We start from the raw sequence: 15,844 nt of genomic DNA, 5'->3' as shown, positions 1-15,844 counted from the left end.
GATATACAAAAGAAGACCCTCCCACATGTGGGAGGGTCTTCCTGTTTTACCGATTGATACACGGTTACCACGTAAACGTAACAGCTGATTCAGCAGGAAGGGAGTACATAAAGGATTCATCGCCTTCTTTTACTTTAAACTCCTGCTCCTCGGCGCTGAGATTGGCGGCAATTAAAACGTGTGAACCGTCCGGGTTTTCAAAGGCCACTGTTTCAATCTCATCGGCATAGTGAGTGGAATCGATGCGGACCGCTCCGGATTCGAGAAATTTACTGGCGTGGCCGAGCGTATAATATTCGACGTTTTCTGTCACTTCTCCCGTATCAGGGTCAATGGTAACAACCCCACGGCAGTCGGGGCACCCGCCGTTTTGTGGACCATCGGAAGGATCGAGCGCCAGGTTCCAGAACTGGACACTTTCGGCATAGTTTCTTGTGCCGCCGATCAGCATATTGGTCATGTTCCAACTGAGATTTTCTCCAAAATCCGTATTCCAGCCGCCGCCGCTGCATTCTGTTACATAAATGTGCTTATTCGGATATGCTTCGTGCACATCGGTCATTGCATCAGGCTCTCCGCCGTAGCAGTGAAAGGCAGTTCCGGCCGTGTAATTATTGGCCTGCTCATCGCCCAGTACTGCATTGGCATAATCAAGCCCGGTATCCCAGTTGTGGTCAAAGGCAATAATGTCTGTTTCAATATTACTTTCTTCAAAAGCAGGACCTAAGTGATCCATAATGAAATTACGCTGTTCGATGCCGTTCATGCTCATCGTCGGGTATTCCTCTGACGTATATTCCGGCTCATTCTGCACCGCCACCGCATCTATTTCGACGCCTTCCTCTTCATAGGCCTGAATGTACTGTACAAAATAATCGGCGTATGTCTCATATATGGCAGGATCCGTGTAATCAAGGAAAGACCCATTAAACGTGTATTCTTCTTTCATCCAAGGCGGGGCGGACCAGGGAGAACCGAGGATGAAGGTGTCTTCATTTTTCTCCTGAATTTCCCCAAGAAGAGACCATACTTCCCGGTCCGGTTCAATGGTGAAGTTGTCCAGGTCGTAATCGGTGCCGCCTTCCTCTATGTCATTGTAGGAATAGCTGAGAGGATCGCCGTTTTCGTCTACAGAATAGTCCGAGGCTCCGATGGAATGACGAATGAAATTCAGGTTGATGCCATCATCGGTAAAAATATCATCCAGCAGCTCGTCTTTTTGTTCCGGCGTCAGGACATTGTTAATTAAATAGGCAGACGACCCGGTTACAGCCATGCCAAAGCCTTCCATCTCCTGATAAGTTGTTTCCGGGTCTACTTCGACGGTTAGAGGAGCCTCCGGCATTTCTTCGTCCGGCTGGAATTCTTCTTCCGCCTGTTCATCAAGCAGGTTCTGCTCGTCGCCTGTAGTAAGCCATACCTCTGCGCTGTTATCCAAATAATCGGCAAGGCGGAAAACACCGATTACGGCAGCAAGCAGGGCAGCCAGAATGAGTCCTGTTCGTAACCATTTACTTTTAAGTATATAGACCGCTCCCTTGCTAGTTTAATGTAGCCGCTGATTAGGCACGCGTTCATTATATCTATTTTAACGAACAAAATACAATTAATAAAACCTTATATAGAACAAAAAGAATAAAAACTTTTTGGAAAACCATCTGAAAATAAAAAAACGCCTCTGACTATCAAAAGAGATAGTCAAAAGCGTTTGGTTAAAAAATGATGAAAGGGAAAGGCTGTATGGTGCTATGTTAGCTGTAGTAGCGTTCCAATCCTCTTACAATAGCGTTGGCTGCAGCTTCACGAAAAGCACTGGAACGAAGTTTCTCCGCATCAGACGGCTCATCGATGAAAGCTACTTCGGCAAGAACAGCCGGCATTGACGTGTTCCGGATAACAGAATAGTTTGCCTCTTTGCTGCCGCGGTCAGCTGTTCCCAGAGTCCTAACCATTTCTTCCTGAATCAGGGCGGCAAGCTCTGCACCATCCTGGCTGCCGGTATAATGGAATGTTTCCGTACCGGAAGCAGCACCGTTAAAGGCATTGGCATGAATGCTCACAAAACTGTCAGCACTTGCCGCGTTAGCGATACGGGCACGTTCTTCAAGTCCCACGTATACATCTGTACTTCTCGTCATGACAACGTTGGATCCGGCAGCATTTAATTTCTGCTGCACGCGCTGGCCGATATCAAGCACCACGTCTTTTTCCTGCAGGCCGTTTCCGACTGCGCCGGGATCACTACCGCCGTGACCAGGGTCAATGGCGATTGTCTCACCAGCAAGCGGGTTTCCGCTTCCAGCCGGAGGTGTAACGGGTGCAGGAGTGCTGCTTTCTACAACTGAAAGGTAATTGAGGCTCACATAGCCATACGTGTCATTAAAGTAGATAAGCGCCCAGTTGCCAACCGTGTCTTCTACCTCGACAGTTGTGCCGTTAGGCAGCGAACCGCGGATTTCAGAAGAGGCATTGGCGCCGGAGCGGACGTTCAGACTGTTGTTTACTCCAGTGACCGTGCCTTGATACTGGCCGGTACGGTCTCCAGAGCCGGCGGAAGGTTCATTTAGATCAACGTAGTTCATGCTGACATACCCATATGTATCGTTGAAATAAATAAGCGCCCAGTCTCCTACAATATCCTCAATTTCAATCGTAGTGCCATTAGGCAGCCATCCCCGTACCTCTGAGGAAGCATTAGCGCCGGAGCGGACATTCAGGCTGTTTTCTACTCCGCTGATAATTCCTGTCTGGCTTATTTCGTTTGCATCGGCTTCTCTTTGTTCCTGAAAAGGGGAAAAGAAAAGCAGCAGACTTGTAACAGCCAAAGCAAAAATCATAAAAGCGGCTGTCTGTTTTCTAGTCATACATCGCTCCTTTTTTGATGGTAGTTTCTTCTGATTCTCTGCGGTAGGATAATCTCCTGGGGCTGGAATAGCTTATGTATGCAGAGAAAGAAGGACCATGTGTAAAATACTACCTTTATATGAAGGAATTGAAAAGTCCCAGTCTGTAATTAGTGCTTATTTATTACAGAAAGAGGTAATTTTTCCCGGGCAGAAAGAGGTGCTTCTGAGGGAGGAAAGCAATCTTTTTAAAATGAATGCAGGATTATAGGCGCTGAAGGGTATAGTCGTAAAAAGGGCTGTATAAAAGACATCAGGAAGTACGGAAAGGAAGGGCATACTTATGGACAAGCAGGAAGTTATTATAATCGGGGCAGGGCCTACCGGACTCACGCTGGCGCTCGAGCTTTCCCGTTATCATATACCGTTTCGCATTATTGCAAAAGACAGCGGCCCCGGCCAGGCGTCCAGAGCGATGGCAGTTGTGCCGAGAACGCTGGAGTTTTACCGGCAGTTCGGCATTGACCAGGAAGTAATAGACAATGGGATTAAACTCGACAATATTCTCGTGCGGGTGGAAGGAGAAGAAAAAGCAGCGGTTAATTTTCAGTTACTGGGCGGAGATTTGAGCCCTTATCCATTTGTGCTGACCTATCCCCAGGATGACCATGAAGCATTTCTGATCAGCAAACTGAAAGCGCAGGGAGTGGAAATAGACTGGGAAACGGAACTCGTATCATTTTCCCATAATGAAACAGGGGCGATGGCTGTAGTCAAAAAAGAAGGCCGTACCGAAGAAATTCAAAGCTCTTATCTTGTCGGCTGTGACGGCGCATCCAGTATCGTGCGGACAGAACTGGATGTCGACTTTACAGGAGGCACCTACCCCCAGATCTTCTGTGTCATTGATATTGAAGGGGAGGGGGAAGCGATTAGTTCGAGAAGCATGAATATGTGCTTCAGCGGGGACGAGTTTGCCATTTTCATGCCGGTTCGAAGCAGTAAAACGACCAGATTAATCAGCATTATACCGAGGGACCTGCAAAATCAGGGAAAGACGTCGTTTGAAGATATTAAACCGTTTTTGGAATCTGCTTTTAAAGTACGGATTGATAAAGTGAACTGGTATTCGACGTACAGTGTTCATCATCGTGTGGCAGAACATTTTCAACAGGGGCGTGTGTTTCTGGCAGGGGATGCAGCGCACATACACAGTCCCGCCGGCGGCCAGGGCATGAATACCGGGATTGGCGATGCGGTCAATCTGGGCTGGAAGCTGGCCTCGGTGATTCAGGAGCGGGCGGATCCGTCTGTGCTGGATACGTACAGCCCGGAGCGGCGTGACTTTGCCAAAGTACTTGTAGCCAGCACGGATCGTGCGTTTACGCGGATCGTTGCGAAAGACAAACCAAGCAAACTGCTTCGTAAAAATATTATTCCGGCCGGCATTCCTTTATTGAATTATTCCAGCTTTATCCGGCGGGTGGTATTTAATATTCTTTCGCAGATTCGTGTGAATTATAAAAAAAGCGAACTGAGCTACGGCCAAAAAAACAGACTGTATGCAGGCCAGCGCCTGCCATATACGGGCTATAATTATGATGCGCTGAATGAAATGGACTGGCAGCTTCATATATACGGTGAAGCCAGTGCCTCCATGAAGGAATATGCGTCCCGGCATCACATTTCTTTGTTTGAATGGCCATGGGATAAACGCGCATCCAAGGCGGGGCTGGTCGAAGACGCGCTCTGCTTTATCCGACCCGACGGACATATCGGATTTTTAAGCGAATATCAGGATACCTATGAGCTGAATGCCTACATGAGAGAACATGGAATTGTGACAGAAGCGGCAAAAAGCCATACGGGAAAATAAGGAAAACGTGATATAGTAAAAGAAGCTCGGAACAAGGGGGGGCTTATGGAACTATCAAAAGCACGGTTTACAGCTGTATGTGTGTGTCATAGCATCCTGTTTCTTTTTTCCATTGTGCTGCTTGGTCTTCTGCTGAGCGGTATTCTTACAACAGAGAGAAACGCTCTCTATCTGGTATTGGGATCCGTTATTCTTTTTTCCAGCATCATTGGCATAGACAATATGCTAAAAATGCTGGAAGAACGAAAAAAAGCATAAAAAAGCTCCGTTTCTTTTCAAAAGAAACGGAGCTTTTATACGTCTATGAGTTATTGCTCTGCGTATTGTTATTTGGATTGGACTCAAGCAGCAGCAGGCCGGAAGAAGAAGGATCCCGCTGCTGGAGCTTGTAAAGAGAAGCGGTCAGCTCCATGAACCAGGGTTTGTCATTGGATTCGAGTGCCAGATCTATCATATTGAGCAGACCGGCTTCATAATCGAGGCCTGCGTTTTCGAGTTTCGTTACTTTCTGCTGAATGAGGGCTATCTTACGGCCGATGGATGCTTTGTTATCGGAAGATACAACAACAAGAGTTACCGTTTCATTTAATGAATTAACATGATCCACATATCCAAAAATCAGCTCATCGTTATTTGTAACAGCTTTTACCCAATCGCCATATTGAAGCGCATCTTTTCTTGTGAGCATTCTGTAAACCTCCTCAAAGGATATCTATAAAAATAGAGAGCGCCTTGTCTTCGGGTCCTTATAGGGAATGCGGTGAATCTTTACTCATTGTACCGTACTGGGGTAAGGCACCGTCAACTTATCTGCTTTTATCCAGCAGATCGGATAAATCAGCAATCGTATAATTTTTTAAGAAGTCTCCTAAATGCTCTTCGGCATCAATGAAAATGATGGAAAGAAGGGAATTCGTGGAGGAATGAAACGAGTAGGATACGTTTTCTTCTGCTCTCTTGAACCGCAGCGTGCCTTCGGCCGTTACTTGATAGATATCCCATAAATTGATCCGGCGCGGATCTCCTATTAAAGAAAAGCCGCCGCCGATACCTTCTTTGGATTCAACATATCCACAGTCTCTAAGAACGCTCAGTACTCTTCTTACCTGGACCGGATGAGCCTGGGCACTGGATGCTATTTCAGTACTTCTTGCATAGCGTTCCGGATTTGTATCGAGAAATAACAAACTATGCACAGCGAGCGAAAACTCTCTATTCACAGGCATCACCCTTTCCCGAAAAGCGATCCTTCTGTATACTGTAAGTATAATTGTTACAGAAAATTCTGTCAATTAAAAAGAAATATAAGAAGTGGGAGTATTGTTTCAGAATCCGGATACGCAGGTTTGCATGGCGACGGTCCGCGACGAACTAACGTTTACGATGGAGAATGGGTCTGTAAATCAGACAGAAATAGATGCCCGGATGCAGAGAGCGTTAAGAGCAGTGAAACTGGAAGCGCATATGAATACACCTATTCACGCTTGATCCGGAGGGATGAAACAAAGAGCGTTCATGGCCTCTCTGTGGTGCCGGGACTCCAATATATGGATTATTGATGAACCGATGTCCCAGCTTGATCCGGCAGGACGCCGCAGCCTGGCTGAATGCCTGCAGGCGGTTAAGATGGATCTAAAGAAAACACTGACAATGAATGAATATCAGCTAACGATAAAGCAGTGGCAGGAAGATACGGGGCATCTTTCCGCGGAGCTTGTAAACAGTGTGCTTCCCGTTCCGGCAGTGAGCAGAGAAACCGATGATCAGCATAAGTATGGAAATAGAAGCTTCCTGGCCACTATTATGTGTATTAACGACCAGCCCAACGGCTTTAGTGTTAAATTTAATGGAAAGACGGAAACTCACGACAGGTATAGGATACGGTTTAGTAGCAGCCTATAGGTTTCTCCTTCAGCTGTATGAGGAATTCAAACAGGTTAAAAAGGCGAATCGCATGAGCAGTATGGGAAACAAGAAAATTATATGGAGGTGGAAACAGTATGCCATTCCATTGATGGCTGGAGCGATCCGTAAAGCGGAAAGAACGGTTGTAGCTATGGAAGTAAAAGGATTCGACAGTTCCAGGAACCGCACACGTTATCAGACAATGCCTTACCATAAAGAGGATATTTACTTTGCGGCAGGAGTTCTTATCACAGCGGCGGGGGTTGATACGGGTGGCTGTCTAATTTGGAAAAACTCCTACAATATATTGTAGGGGTTTTTAATTAAAAAATAAAATTCTAATAAATGTATAATTAGTGAGTATAAAGACTAAAATTCAACCGGACTAAACTCTGATTTTGTGTTTATACATAGATTATATTAATAAATAGTTCTTTTATACTGTGAAAAAAGATATACATTAATGTAAAATTGTTATACTATAAATTTATTCTACATAATATAATAGGAGGAGTTTAAATTGTCAAAATTGGTTAACTGTAAAGTGTGTGAACATCAGATTGCAAAAGGTGTAAAAAAATGCCCTAGTTGTGGAAAGGATCAAAGAAACTTTTTCATGAAACATAAGATTATGACGTTTTTTGGTGGACTAATTGCACTTATTGTAATATTTAGTGCAGCTCCAGGGGGCGATGAAGAAGCTTCTGTGGCTACAGAAGCAACTTCAGATGCTGAAGCAAGCGATACGGAAGAAACAACTGAGGAAGTAGTTTATAGTGTTGGAGATACGATCCCGTTGGAACGAGTGGAAGTATCTGTAACGGAAGTAGAAGAGAGAGAAGAAGTTGGGGGTGAATATTCGTCTAAAGTTGCTTCAGACGGAGGGACGTTTGCTGCTGTTCAATGGACAATAAAAAACACCTCTGATGAACCAATAGGTTCTTTTTCCACTCCTACTGTTAATTTAATAGATGAGAATGGTGTTTCTTATGATACAGATTTTGATGCTTCCGTAGAATACTCTGTAGAAACAGATATCGATAATTCAAAAGTTTTAAGTGATTTAAATCCTGGTATTTCGGTAACAAGCGTTGATGTATTTGAAGTATCAAAAGAGCAATTCAGTGAAGGTGAATGGTTTATTGAGATTGATGGAGAAAAAGTCTCCATCAAATAAACGGCTATATTAATAAAGAAGCTCCTTACTGAAAAGTAAGGAGCTTCTTTTGTTATTCGAATTAATATTAAGACAGATTATATGTATGGCGGGACTGTGTGGGAATCGAACCCACCGGAGACGACACGCGCCTCCCTGAAGGTTTTGAAGACCTCGGTAAGCACCAGCTACACAACCAGCCCCATTTGTTTTATAGTGCACTTCGTTATTCTACTATTCCGGTACAGGAATTACAACTATTTAACGCAAGGGCCAGCTCTGCACTGTCAGCAGACACTAACTATTAACAAGTCCGCTGCCTTATCAGGCCGGGCTTGTTTTATTTGATTGGAGAGCCCTTGGAATAGTAAGATAGAACAGTAGAAAAGTGCGGATGAGAGAGGCAGGGACCAGCATGGCAAAACGAATGCTTACAGTAGGAATGGCCGGGCATATTGACCATGGCAAAACGACATTAACGAAAGCTCTAACCAATATAGATACCGATCGGCTGAAAGAAGAAAAGGATCGTAACATTTCCATCGAACCGGGATTTGCCCCGCTTACGCTGCGGGAGGATATGGATGTGTCCATCATTGATGTACCTGGACATGAGCGTTTTATCCGGCAGATGATTGCCGGCGTTGCGGGAATTGATGGGGTCATTCTGACCGTTGCCGCAGATGAAGGGGTTATGCCCCAGACAAAGGAACACCTGGAGATCCTTACGCTTCTCGGCATTCCGGGAAGTGTTATTGCTGTAACCAAGGCAGATAAGGTGGACGAGGAACTGCTGGAGCTTGCAGGAGAGGACATACGTGACGAAGTGCAGGGTACACCTTTTGCCGACGCGGAAATGGTCTTTATCGACAGTCTAAGCGGACGCGGACTGGAAGAGTTGAAGCAGCAGTTGATTCATATGCTGGAAAAAGTACCGGACCGCGATCCGCGCGGAGCTTTCCGTCTCCCGATAGACAATGTGTTCAGCGTACACGGGCAGGGTACCGTTGTCCGGGGCACGGTATATGAAGGAAGTGTTGCAGAAGGAGAAACGCTGCAGCTGCTTCCCCAGCAGACGTTTGTAAAAGTGCGACAGCTGCAGATTCATCATGAGCCGGTAAAGTCGGGGAGCGCCGGCCAAAGGCTTGCGCTTAATATCAGCGGCGTATCGAAACAGGATGTACACCGCGGTGATGTTCTTGTTGCAGCACAGCACTACACGACAACCGACCGGCTGGATGTTGTTCTGTACGGTTCATCAGCCGCCGCGTATGCTGTAAAACAGCGCGGCTACGTTATGCTTCACCTTGGCACGGCTGAAGTATACGGAAAAGTTATTTTCTTTGACCGCAACACTTTGGAACCCGGATTTGACGAGGTGATCTGCCAGCTGGAACTGGAAGAAAAAGTTGTTACAAAAAGAGGCGATGCGTTTATTCTGCGCCGGCCTTCTCCAGCCGAAACATTTGCGGGCGGGTGGGTGATCCAGGCACAGGCGGAAAAGCGCCGATTTGGCACGGATACAATTCAAGTGCTCGGGAAAATGATGGAAGATACACCGGAAGAGCAGCTGTTGGAAGCGATCAGAACACATGTATGGTTAACGAAGGAAGAAGCAGCCCTGGAGAGCGGCCTGCCCGAAGAAGATATAGAGCAGCTGATCGAGCAGGGAATGGAAAACGGCACCCTGGCAGCGATGGGAAAACAAAAAGTGACGTCGCGTCAGCAGCAGCAGAACATGCTCGCTGTTATTAAAGACCAGCTGGAGCAGTTTCACGAAGCCCATTCGCTGCGTTCCGGACAAAACCGGCAGGAAATTATTCAATCACACGTCCAGCGTGGGATTCCAAAAGAATTTATTGTGCAGCTTATTCAACAGGCACTCGATCAGGGAGAACTTGTTTCCCATCAGCAATTTATTGCTCTGGCAGAATTTTCTCCCGCCGCTCCAAAGGGATGGGAACGGAGAATTGAGAGCCTGCAGGAACAGTGGCAGACCGACGCCCTCCAGGTAAAAGCGTGGAAAGACTATACGGAAGCATCCGGCCTGCCTGAACACATTGGCGACGAACTGAAATGGTCGCTGTTGGAAAGACAGCTGGCTGTTAAAATGGATGACATTCACATTTGGAAGGCAGACATTTTTAAAGAAAAGGCAGCGTTATTAAAAGAAACCTTTCCAGAATCGTTTACGCTGCAGCAGGCAAAAGAAGTTCTGCCGCTCAGCCGCAAGTACATGGTCCCATATTTGGAAGCGCTGGATGCAGCCGGCTGGACCAAGCGCCGGGATGACGTGAGGGAGTGGCTGGAGCGATGACTATTCCTAACGTACTTTTTTTAACTCCCTATTACTATTCCAGGCGCGGCAATGCTACGACAGCGCGAAGACTGGAAGCTTCAATGAAAAGAACAGGCCAGCCCATCCATCTGTTTTCATATGAAGAAGAGCCCACCGCAAAAGGTGTCGCATTACTCGAAGAGGCGGACGTAGTTCATGCGCTTCATATCCGCCGTACGTATGAGTGGCTGCAACAGGCTGAGACCAGTCTCAAAGTGCCTTATGTGTTAACAAGCGGCGGGACCGATATTAATGTAGATATACAGCAAAAGCAGCAGGCAGCCAACTTGGAAACATTTATACGTCAGGCTGATAAAATTACTGTTTTCAGCCGCGACGGCGTAAAGAAGCTGGCCCGGGCCTATCCGGAGCTCGGACAAAGGATACAAATCGTCCCCCAGGGAGTGGATCCTTCAACAGCGGTGTATGAAAAAGAGCTCACCCGCTGGCTGCAGGACCACAGCGGCACGCCGAATATTTTAATTCCGGCCGGCCTGAGAAGCGTGAAAGATGTTCTGTTCGGATTGAAAGTATTGGAAGAGCTGAGAGTAAGTTTTCCGGCGATTCAGTTTTTAATCGTAGGAGAAGCGATGGAAGAGCAGGTAAAGCGGGAAGTCGTGCAGGCGGCAGCATCAAGAAGTTGGATGCACTACCATGAAGGCGTAGAAATAGAAGCGATGCCCGCGTTCTATGAATGGGCGGATGTCGTGATTAATACCTCCCTGTCCGAAGGCCAGCCAATGGCCGTGCTCGAAGCGATGATGCATGAGATTCCGGTGCTGGCCAGACGAAACGGCGGCAATGAGAGCGTAATCGAGGATAGCCGGAATGGACTGCTGTTTGGCGATGAGCAAACGTTTCATGCGAAGCTTGAGCAGCTTCTGGATAACCCCGATCTGAAAAAAAAGCTGACACAGCAGGCGAAAACAGATGTACTTGACCGGCATTCGAGTGACAAAGAAGCCCAGCAGTATCAGGCTATATATAAAGAAGTATGCAATAAAGATAACTAAAAAAAGAGGCGGCTTGGCGGAGCGGCCTTTTTTTTTATAAATAGAAGTAGTTTCTCTCTTTTTGATTAAGTCGTTGAAATAACCGGGGCCTGAAAAGAACGGGCCAGCTCCGAGAAGGCATGAATCATCGGCTCCTCGGTCCGGTCGCTTAAAATAGACAGGTGCAGGTGGCGGAAGCCGGGCAGGCGTCCTTTGTTCACACAGCCTCTCGAAAGGGCCGAGGCGAGGGCGTACTCGGAAATAATGCCATAGCCGATACCGGCCTGCACAAGGGACAGGACACTTTCTGTATTCGGCACCACAGCGGCGGTCTCGAGATCCAACAGCGACCCGCCCCACTGCTGCAGGCTCTGTTCGGCAGCCAAATACGTGCCGGATCCTTTTTTCCGCTTGATAAACGGATAGCGGCTGATGTCAGTAAAAGCACCCGCTGCCTCAATGGAAGAGCCGGGCGGCCCGATCAGCGTCAGATGATCTTTCCACAGTGGAACGGTCTGCACTCCGGGATGCTGAAACGCCTGGCCGATAATAACAGCATCCACTTCCCGCTGTAAAAGCAGATCGGTGATCGTGCTGGAGTCATCCACCTGCAGGTGAAATTTGGTACCTGGAAACTGGTCGTGGCATTTGGCACACAGCCCCGGCAGAAAATAGGTGCCCGGGGTTGTGCTTGCTCCTAACTTAAGCGTTTCAGCGTGCGGTTTGTTGTTCTTGTTAAACTGGCTGCGGAGTCTGGACCAGTCCTGAAGCCACTGTTCTGCCTGCGCATAAAGAGCGTCACCTTCATTTGTGAGCGTGACGGTTTTTCGTTCGATTAATAACACCTGTAATTCCCGTTCCAGGTGCTGTAAGTATTTTGTTACCGTAGACTGCGAGATATCAAGCTCCCGGGCAGCGATCGAAAAGCTGCGGGCTCTTGCCAGCACGACAAATACATGAAGCCATTTTTCATTCATCAGCGCATCCTCCATAGGGGCGTTTGTCTTTACTTTTATCATAATCAATGATAGCTTATTAACGCAATCACATTCGATATTTGCATAAATTGTATTACATATTGGAAAGCAGGGGAGAAAAGAAAAATGAAAAAGTGGCTGACAGCAGTATCCGCAGGAAGCGTTCTTGTACTGGGCGCATGCGGTGGCGGTGAAGAAGAAGAAAGCGGCGAAAGCCAGGAAACGCTGGAAGTAGCGGTTATTCCGGCCCAGTCTTCCGGTGAAATGGAAAGCGGCGTTCAAAGCCTCGAAGACTCCTTAAACGAGAGCCTGGACCAGGAGGTCTCCGTGGAGACCTATCCGAACTACAATGCGGTTGTGGAAGCATTAAACTATGGAGAGCTTGACCTTGCTTATCTTGGGCCGCTTACCTATGTGATCGCTCATGAAGAAAGCGGTGCGGAAGCCATTATCACACAGGAGATTGACGGAGAGCCTTACTACTATTCCTACATTATTACACATGTTGACCAGCCGTGGGAAACGTTAGATGACATGCTCGAAGACAGCGAAGAGGTGGATTTTGCCTTCGCGAGCATTTCTTCTACATCAGGCTCGCTTATTCCAGGCCTCGAGCTTCGGGAGCGCGGTGTATTTGAATCGGAAGAAGACAACGAGTTTGCTTCTGTCCGCTATACCGGATCCCATGACGTAACCGCGCAGGTCGTGCAGTCGCAGGACGTGGACGCCGGAGCGATTGACAGTGCCATTTACAATGAATTGGTGGAAGACGGCGCGATTGATGAAAGCCAGATCAAAACCATCTGGGAGTCCGATCAGCTTTACCAGTATCCGTGGGCGGTACCCGAAGACATGGATGAGGACTTGAAAGCCGATATTCAGGAAGCATTTATCAATATTGAAGACGAAGAAATACTCAATGTGTTCGGCGGGGCTTCTGGCTTTGTAGAAACCGACCACAGCTACTACGAAGACGTAACGCGTGCGGCAGAAGATTTCGGCATGCTTGATATGGATGCGATTGAGGACTAGGGCGTCTGCTTTAAAGAAAAAGGGGTTCGTTAAATGATTTGGTTTCGAAAAAGACTGATTATCTATACGATTATTATCATGATCGCTACGTGGTGGGCGATGGGAAAAACAGAATTTGAGTGGGGGAACTTCGCCAACTTTGCCAACGCCTTTTCTTTTATCGGCGATCGATTTCTCCCGCTTGACTGGAGTATTGCTCCTTCGTTGATTGACCCGATGCTCGTCACGCTGGCGATTGCATTTTTAGGGACATTTTTTGCCCTGCTGGTGGCCCTGCCGCTTGCGTTTGCGTCAGCAAAAAATACGAGCCGCAGTCCCATACTTTACTATATTAACCGCTTTTTTCTTTCCGGTCTCCGTTCGGTGCCGGAAATTGTATTTGGGCTTATTTTTGTCGTCGTACTGGGTCTCGGCCCGTTCCCTGCCGTGTTTGCGATTTTTCTTCATAACATAGGCGTATTGGGAAAACTGATCTCCGAGCTTATTGAAGCGTCGGACCGGGGACCGCAGGAAGCGATGGAGTCTGTCGGGTCCTCCAGAAAAGTCGGCAATCTGTTTGCAATTATTCCGCAGATCTGGCCTAATATTCTATCGCAGTATTTTTACCGGTTTGAAGTCGCGATCCGCACCTCGCTTGTCCTCGGGTTCATCGGCGGCGGGGGGATCGGCCAGCGCTTAATTAATGATTTTGAGAGCTTTAATTATCCGGCTGTCGGTGTGATCGTGCTGAGCATTATGGTGATGGTTATTCTGGTAGACCTGTTTGGTGCTTTTGTCCGTAAACGCGTTATATAGAGAGGAGAGAATCAGCATGATTGAATTAAAAAATGTTTCTGTTCAATACACGAAAGGCGGGGAACCTGCGCTGAAGAAGCTGAATCTCTCTTTAGAGCGCGGGGAGTTTGTCAGTGTACTCGGACCAAGCGGTGCCGGGAAGTCTACGATGATCCGCACGATTAATGCCCTGCAGCCTGTAACAGCAGGGGAAGTACTGATTGATGGAAGGTCTCTGGCGGGATTTACGCGCCGGGAGCAGCGGGAATGGCGCAGCCGTGCCGGGATGATTTTTCAGCATTTTCATCTTATTCCCAGGCTTACCGTGAAGCAGAATGTCCTATCCGGCTTGTTTGGAAAAAAAGCCCCGCTGGCGAATCTGGGCGGCATTTTCTCCACAGAAGAAAAAAAGCAGGCAGCTGTAGTGATTGAACAGGTCGGCCTTAAAGGGATGGAAGACCGCAGGATAGAGCAGTTGAGCGGCGGCCAGAAGCAGCGCGTTGGTGTAGCAAGGGCGCTGATTCAGGATCCTGATGTATTTCTCGGCGACGAGCCGGTAGCAAGTCTCGATCCGGGAACTTCCCGTTCGATTTTTTCCCTCATTGAAGAGATACACAAGCGAAACAATCTCATTACGATGATTAACGTTCATGATATAGAGCTGGCTAAAATATATTCCGACCGGATCATCGGTCTGTCCGAAGGCGAAGTGGTGTACGACGGACCGCCGGAGCAGGTCGACGATACCGTCATTGAGCGGATTTACGGCAAAAATATGATGGCAGAAAAAAAGACGCAGACCGTTAATTAACGGCCTGCGTCTTTTCAATTAGTCAATTTCCAGGTAATAATCGGATTTTTCTTCTACTTTTCCAATAACGGCAGCGTCGGTGATACCGGCTGCATGAAGATCAGCTACATAGCTTTCCGCCTGTTCCGGCGATACAGCGGCAAGCAGGCCTCCTGAAGTGATCGCGTCACATAACACCTGCTGCATGACGGCTGTTACATCCTCTGCACGATGAATGTGATCGATCAGGTAGGACTCATTGGATTTAGAGCCCCCCGGAATAATGCCTTGTTCCGCGAGCTCATATGAGCCTTCCAGAAGCGGGATGTCGTTCGACTGAAAACGGAACGTCACTTCACTGGCCGACGCCATTTCATATGAGTGGCCAAGGAGACCGAAGCCGGTAACATCGGTTACGGCATTTGGCTCGTAAGCGTGCAGCAGTTCTGCGGCTTCTTTGTTTAAAGAGGCCATTACTTTCGTGACTGCTGCTTCCTGCTCTTTTGTAACGGCTTGTCGTTTAATGCCGGTCGTCATAATACCAACGCCGAGCGGTTTGGTCAGCACAAGCACATCCCCGGGCTTTGCGCCTTTGTTCGCCCAGAATTTCTCCGGGTGCACAATGCCGGTAGCGGCGAGACCGAACTTAGGCTCGTCGTCATCAATTGAGTGGCCTCCGACGATAGTAGCTCCTGATTCCCTGACTTTGTCGGCAGCGCCTTTCATGATGCCGGCGAGAATGTAATCAGGCAGTTTCTTAATAGGGAACCCAACAATGTTTAACACTGTTTTCGGGGTTCCGCCCATCGCGTATATATCGCTTAGGGCATTTGCTGCGGCGATCTGTCCAAATTCGTAAGGATCATCGACAATCGGCGTAAAATAGTCCACAGACTGAACGAGAGCAATATCGTCGGTCAGCTTGTAAACGCCGCCGTCATCTGATGTGTCTGTTCCTACGAGAAGGGCAGGATCAGGGGCGGTTTTTGGTATATGGCGCAACACTTGCGCCAGGTCCTCGGGACCTATTTTGCAGCCTCAACCAGCTTTCGAGGAAAGTGTTGTGAGGCGTATTTGTTCTTCTTTCGTCATTCTCAAACCCTCCTTGTTTCTACTTTTCCAGTATAAGCGCTCTATTTGCGAGAACACAAATCATACACT

At 47.7% G+C, this 15,844-nt stretch carries 17 protein-coding genes and 1 tRNA gene; 11 read left to right on the top strand and 7 right to left on the bottom strand.

Going from position 1 to position 15,844, the window contains the following annotated elements; translation table 11 throughout:
- Positions 1 to 64: 64 nt before the first annotated feature.
- Both AC5W14_RS00520 and AC5W14_RS00515 read right to left on the bottom strand, forming a co-directional pair.
- Positions 65 to 1,438, bottom strand: a complete 1,374-nt coding sequence (locus AC5W14_RS00520) for a glycoside hydrolase family 30 protein (RefSeq protein ID WP_496193467.1) — start codon at positions 1,436 to 1,438, stop codon at positions 65 to 67.
- Positions 1,439 to 1,751: 313 nt separating this feature from the next.
- Entirely contained in the window at positions 1,752 to 2,864 is a 1,113-nt protein-coding gene (locus tag AC5W14_RS00515; RefSeq protein WP_496193466.1) for an N-acetylmuramoyl-L-alanine amidase family protein, read from the bottom strand.
- Positions 2,865 to 3,186: 322 nt separating this feature from the next.
- Here AC5W14_RS00515 and AC5W14_RS00510 point away from each other — a divergent pair, with 322 nt between their 5' ends.
- Both AC5W14_RS00510 and AC5W14_RS00505 read left to right on the top strand, forming a co-directional pair.
- On the top strand, positions 3,187 to 4,719 hold the full coding sequence (locus tag AC5W14_RS00510; protein ID WP_496059548.1) for an FAD-dependent monooxygenase: 1,533 nt from the start codon (positions 3,187 to 3,189) through the stop codon (positions 4,717 to 4,719).
- 45 nt (positions 4,720 to 4,764) lie between these two features.
- Positions 4,765 to 4,977 (top strand): hypothetical protein, encoded by a 213-nt coding sequence (locus AC5W14_RS00505; RefSeq protein WP_496059549.1) that lies wholly within the window; start codon positions 4,765 to 4,767, stop codon positions 4,975 to 4,977.
- A 43-nt stretch (positions 4,978 to 5,020) separates the two neighbouring features.
- Here the strand turns inward: AC5W14_RS00505 and AC5W14_RS00500 are convergent, their stop codons facing one another.
- Positions 5,021 to 5,407: an IDEAL domain-containing protein gene (locus AC5W14_RS00500; RefSeq protein WP_496059550.1), complete on the bottom strand. Its 387-nt coding sequence runs from the start codon at positions 5,405 to 5,407 to the stop codon at positions 5,021 to 5,023.
- Positions 5,408 to 5,525: 118 nt separating this feature from the next.
- A complete protein-coding gene (locus tag AC5W14_RS00495) occupies positions 5,526 to 5,939 on the bottom strand; it encodes an RrF2 family transcriptional regulator (protein WP_496059551.1) in 414 nt (137 codons plus the stop codon).
- 91 nt (positions 5,940 to 6,030) lie between these two features.
- On the opposite strand from AC5W14_RS00495, the gene AC5W14_RS00490 reads away from it, so the two are divergent.
- From AC5W14_RS00490 to AC5W14_RS00475, 4 genes are all read left to right on the top strand, one after another.
- Positions 6,031 to 6,207, top strand: coding sequence for a hypothetical protein (locus AC5W14_RS00490; protein WP_496059552.1), 177 nt, complete (start codon positions 6,031 to 6,033; stop codon positions 6,205 to 6,207).
- 9 nt (positions 6,208 to 6,216) lie between these two features.
- The gene (locus AC5W14_RS00485; protein ID WP_496193465.1) at positions 6,217 to 6,621 is read left to right on the top strand and encodes a hypothetical protein; all 405 of its coding nucleotides are present in this window, start codon (positions 6,217 to 6,219) and stop codon (positions 6,619 to 6,621) included.
- On the top strand, positions 6,566 to 6,937 hold the full coding sequence (locus AC5W14_RS00480) for an energy-coupling factor transporter transmembrane component T family protein (RefSeq protein ID WP_496193464.1): 372 nt from the start codon (positions 6,566 to 6,568) through the stop codon (positions 6,935 to 6,937). The genes AC5W14_RS00485 and AC5W14_RS00480 overlap by 56 nt, the downstream gene beginning before the upstream one ends.
- A gap of 207 nt (positions 6,938 to 7,144) precedes the next feature.
- The gene (locus AC5W14_RS00475; protein WP_496059555.1) at positions 7,145 to 7,801 is read left to right on the top strand and encodes a DUF4352 domain-containing protein; all 657 of its coding nucleotides are present in this window, start codon (positions 7,145 to 7,147) and stop codon (positions 7,799 to 7,801) included.
- Positions 7,802 to 7,887: 86 nt separating this feature from the next.
- Here the strand turns inward: AC5W14_RS00475 and AC5W14_RS00470 are convergent.
- Positions 7,888 to 7,984 (bottom strand) — tRNA-Sec (locus AC5W14_RS00470).
- A gap of 211 nt (positions 7,985 to 8,195) precedes the next feature.
- Here AC5W14_RS00470 and selB point away from each other — a divergent pair.
- Entirely contained in the window at positions 8,196 to 10,097 is a 1,902-nt protein-coding gene (gene selB / locus AC5W14_RS00465) for a selenocysteine-specific translation elongation factor (RefSeq protein ID WP_496193463.1), read from the top strand.
- Complete coding sequence (locus AC5W14_RS00460; protein ID WP_496193462.1) at positions 10,094 to 11,131, top strand: glycosyltransferase family 4 protein; 1,038 nt, start codon at positions 10,094 to 10,096, stop codon at positions 11,129 to 11,131. Before selB ends, AC5W14_RS00460 begins: the two co-directional genes overlap by 4 nt.
- A gap of 65 nt (positions 11,132 to 11,196) precedes the next feature.
- Here AC5W14_RS00460 and AC5W14_RS00455 read toward each other — a convergent pair whose 3' ends face one another.
- Positions 11,197 to 12,087, bottom strand: a complete 891-nt coding sequence (locus AC5W14_RS00455; RefSeq protein ID WP_496193461.1) for a selenium metabolism-associated LysR family transcriptional regulator — start codon at positions 12,085 to 12,087, stop codon at positions 11,197 to 11,199.
- Between the two features lie 126 nt (positions 12,088 to 12,213).
- Here AC5W14_RS00455 and phnD point away from each other — a divergent pair, with 126 nt between their 5' ends.
- Genes phnD through phnC form a run of 3 tightly spaced genes read left to right on the top strand, consistent with a single transcriptional unit; the run spans position 12,214 to position 14,704 of the window.
- Positions 12,214 to 13,119, top strand: coding sequence for a phosphate/phosphite/phosphonate ABC transporter substrate-binding protein (gene phnD, locus AC5W14_RS00450; protein ID WP_496193460.1), 906 nt, complete (start codon positions 12,214 to 12,216; stop codon positions 13,117 to 13,119).
- A 33-nt stretch (positions 13,120 to 13,152) separates the two neighbouring features.
- On the top strand, positions 13,153 to 13,914 hold the full coding sequence (gene phnE, locus AC5W14_RS00445) for a phosphonate ABC transporter, permease protein PhnE (RefSeq protein WP_496059560.1): 762 nt from the start codon (positions 13,153 to 13,155) through the stop codon (positions 13,912 to 13,914).
- A 16-nt stretch (positions 13,915 to 13,930) separates the two neighbouring features.
- Positions 13,931 to 14,704: a phosphonate ABC transporter ATP-binding protein gene (phnC, locus tag AC5W14_RS00440; protein WP_496193459.1), complete on the top strand. Its 774-nt coding sequence runs from the start codon at positions 13,931 to 13,933 to the stop codon at positions 14,702 to 14,704.
- A gap of 18 nt (positions 14,705 to 14,722) precedes the next feature.
- Here the strand turns inward: phnC and selD are convergent, their stop codons facing one another.
- A complete protein-coding gene (gene selD, locus AC5W14_RS00435; protein WP_496193458.1) occupies positions 14,723 to 15,775 on the bottom strand; it encodes a selenide, water dikinase SelD in 1,053 nt (350 codons plus the stop codon).
- Positions 15,776 to 15,844 lie beyond the last annotated feature (69 nt).

The sequence above is a fragment of the Sinobaca sp. TMA16-18 genome (genome assembly GCF_059510535.1).
Note: the sequence above shows the minus strand (reverse complement) of the source record. Positions and strands in the feature narration are given on the sequence as shown.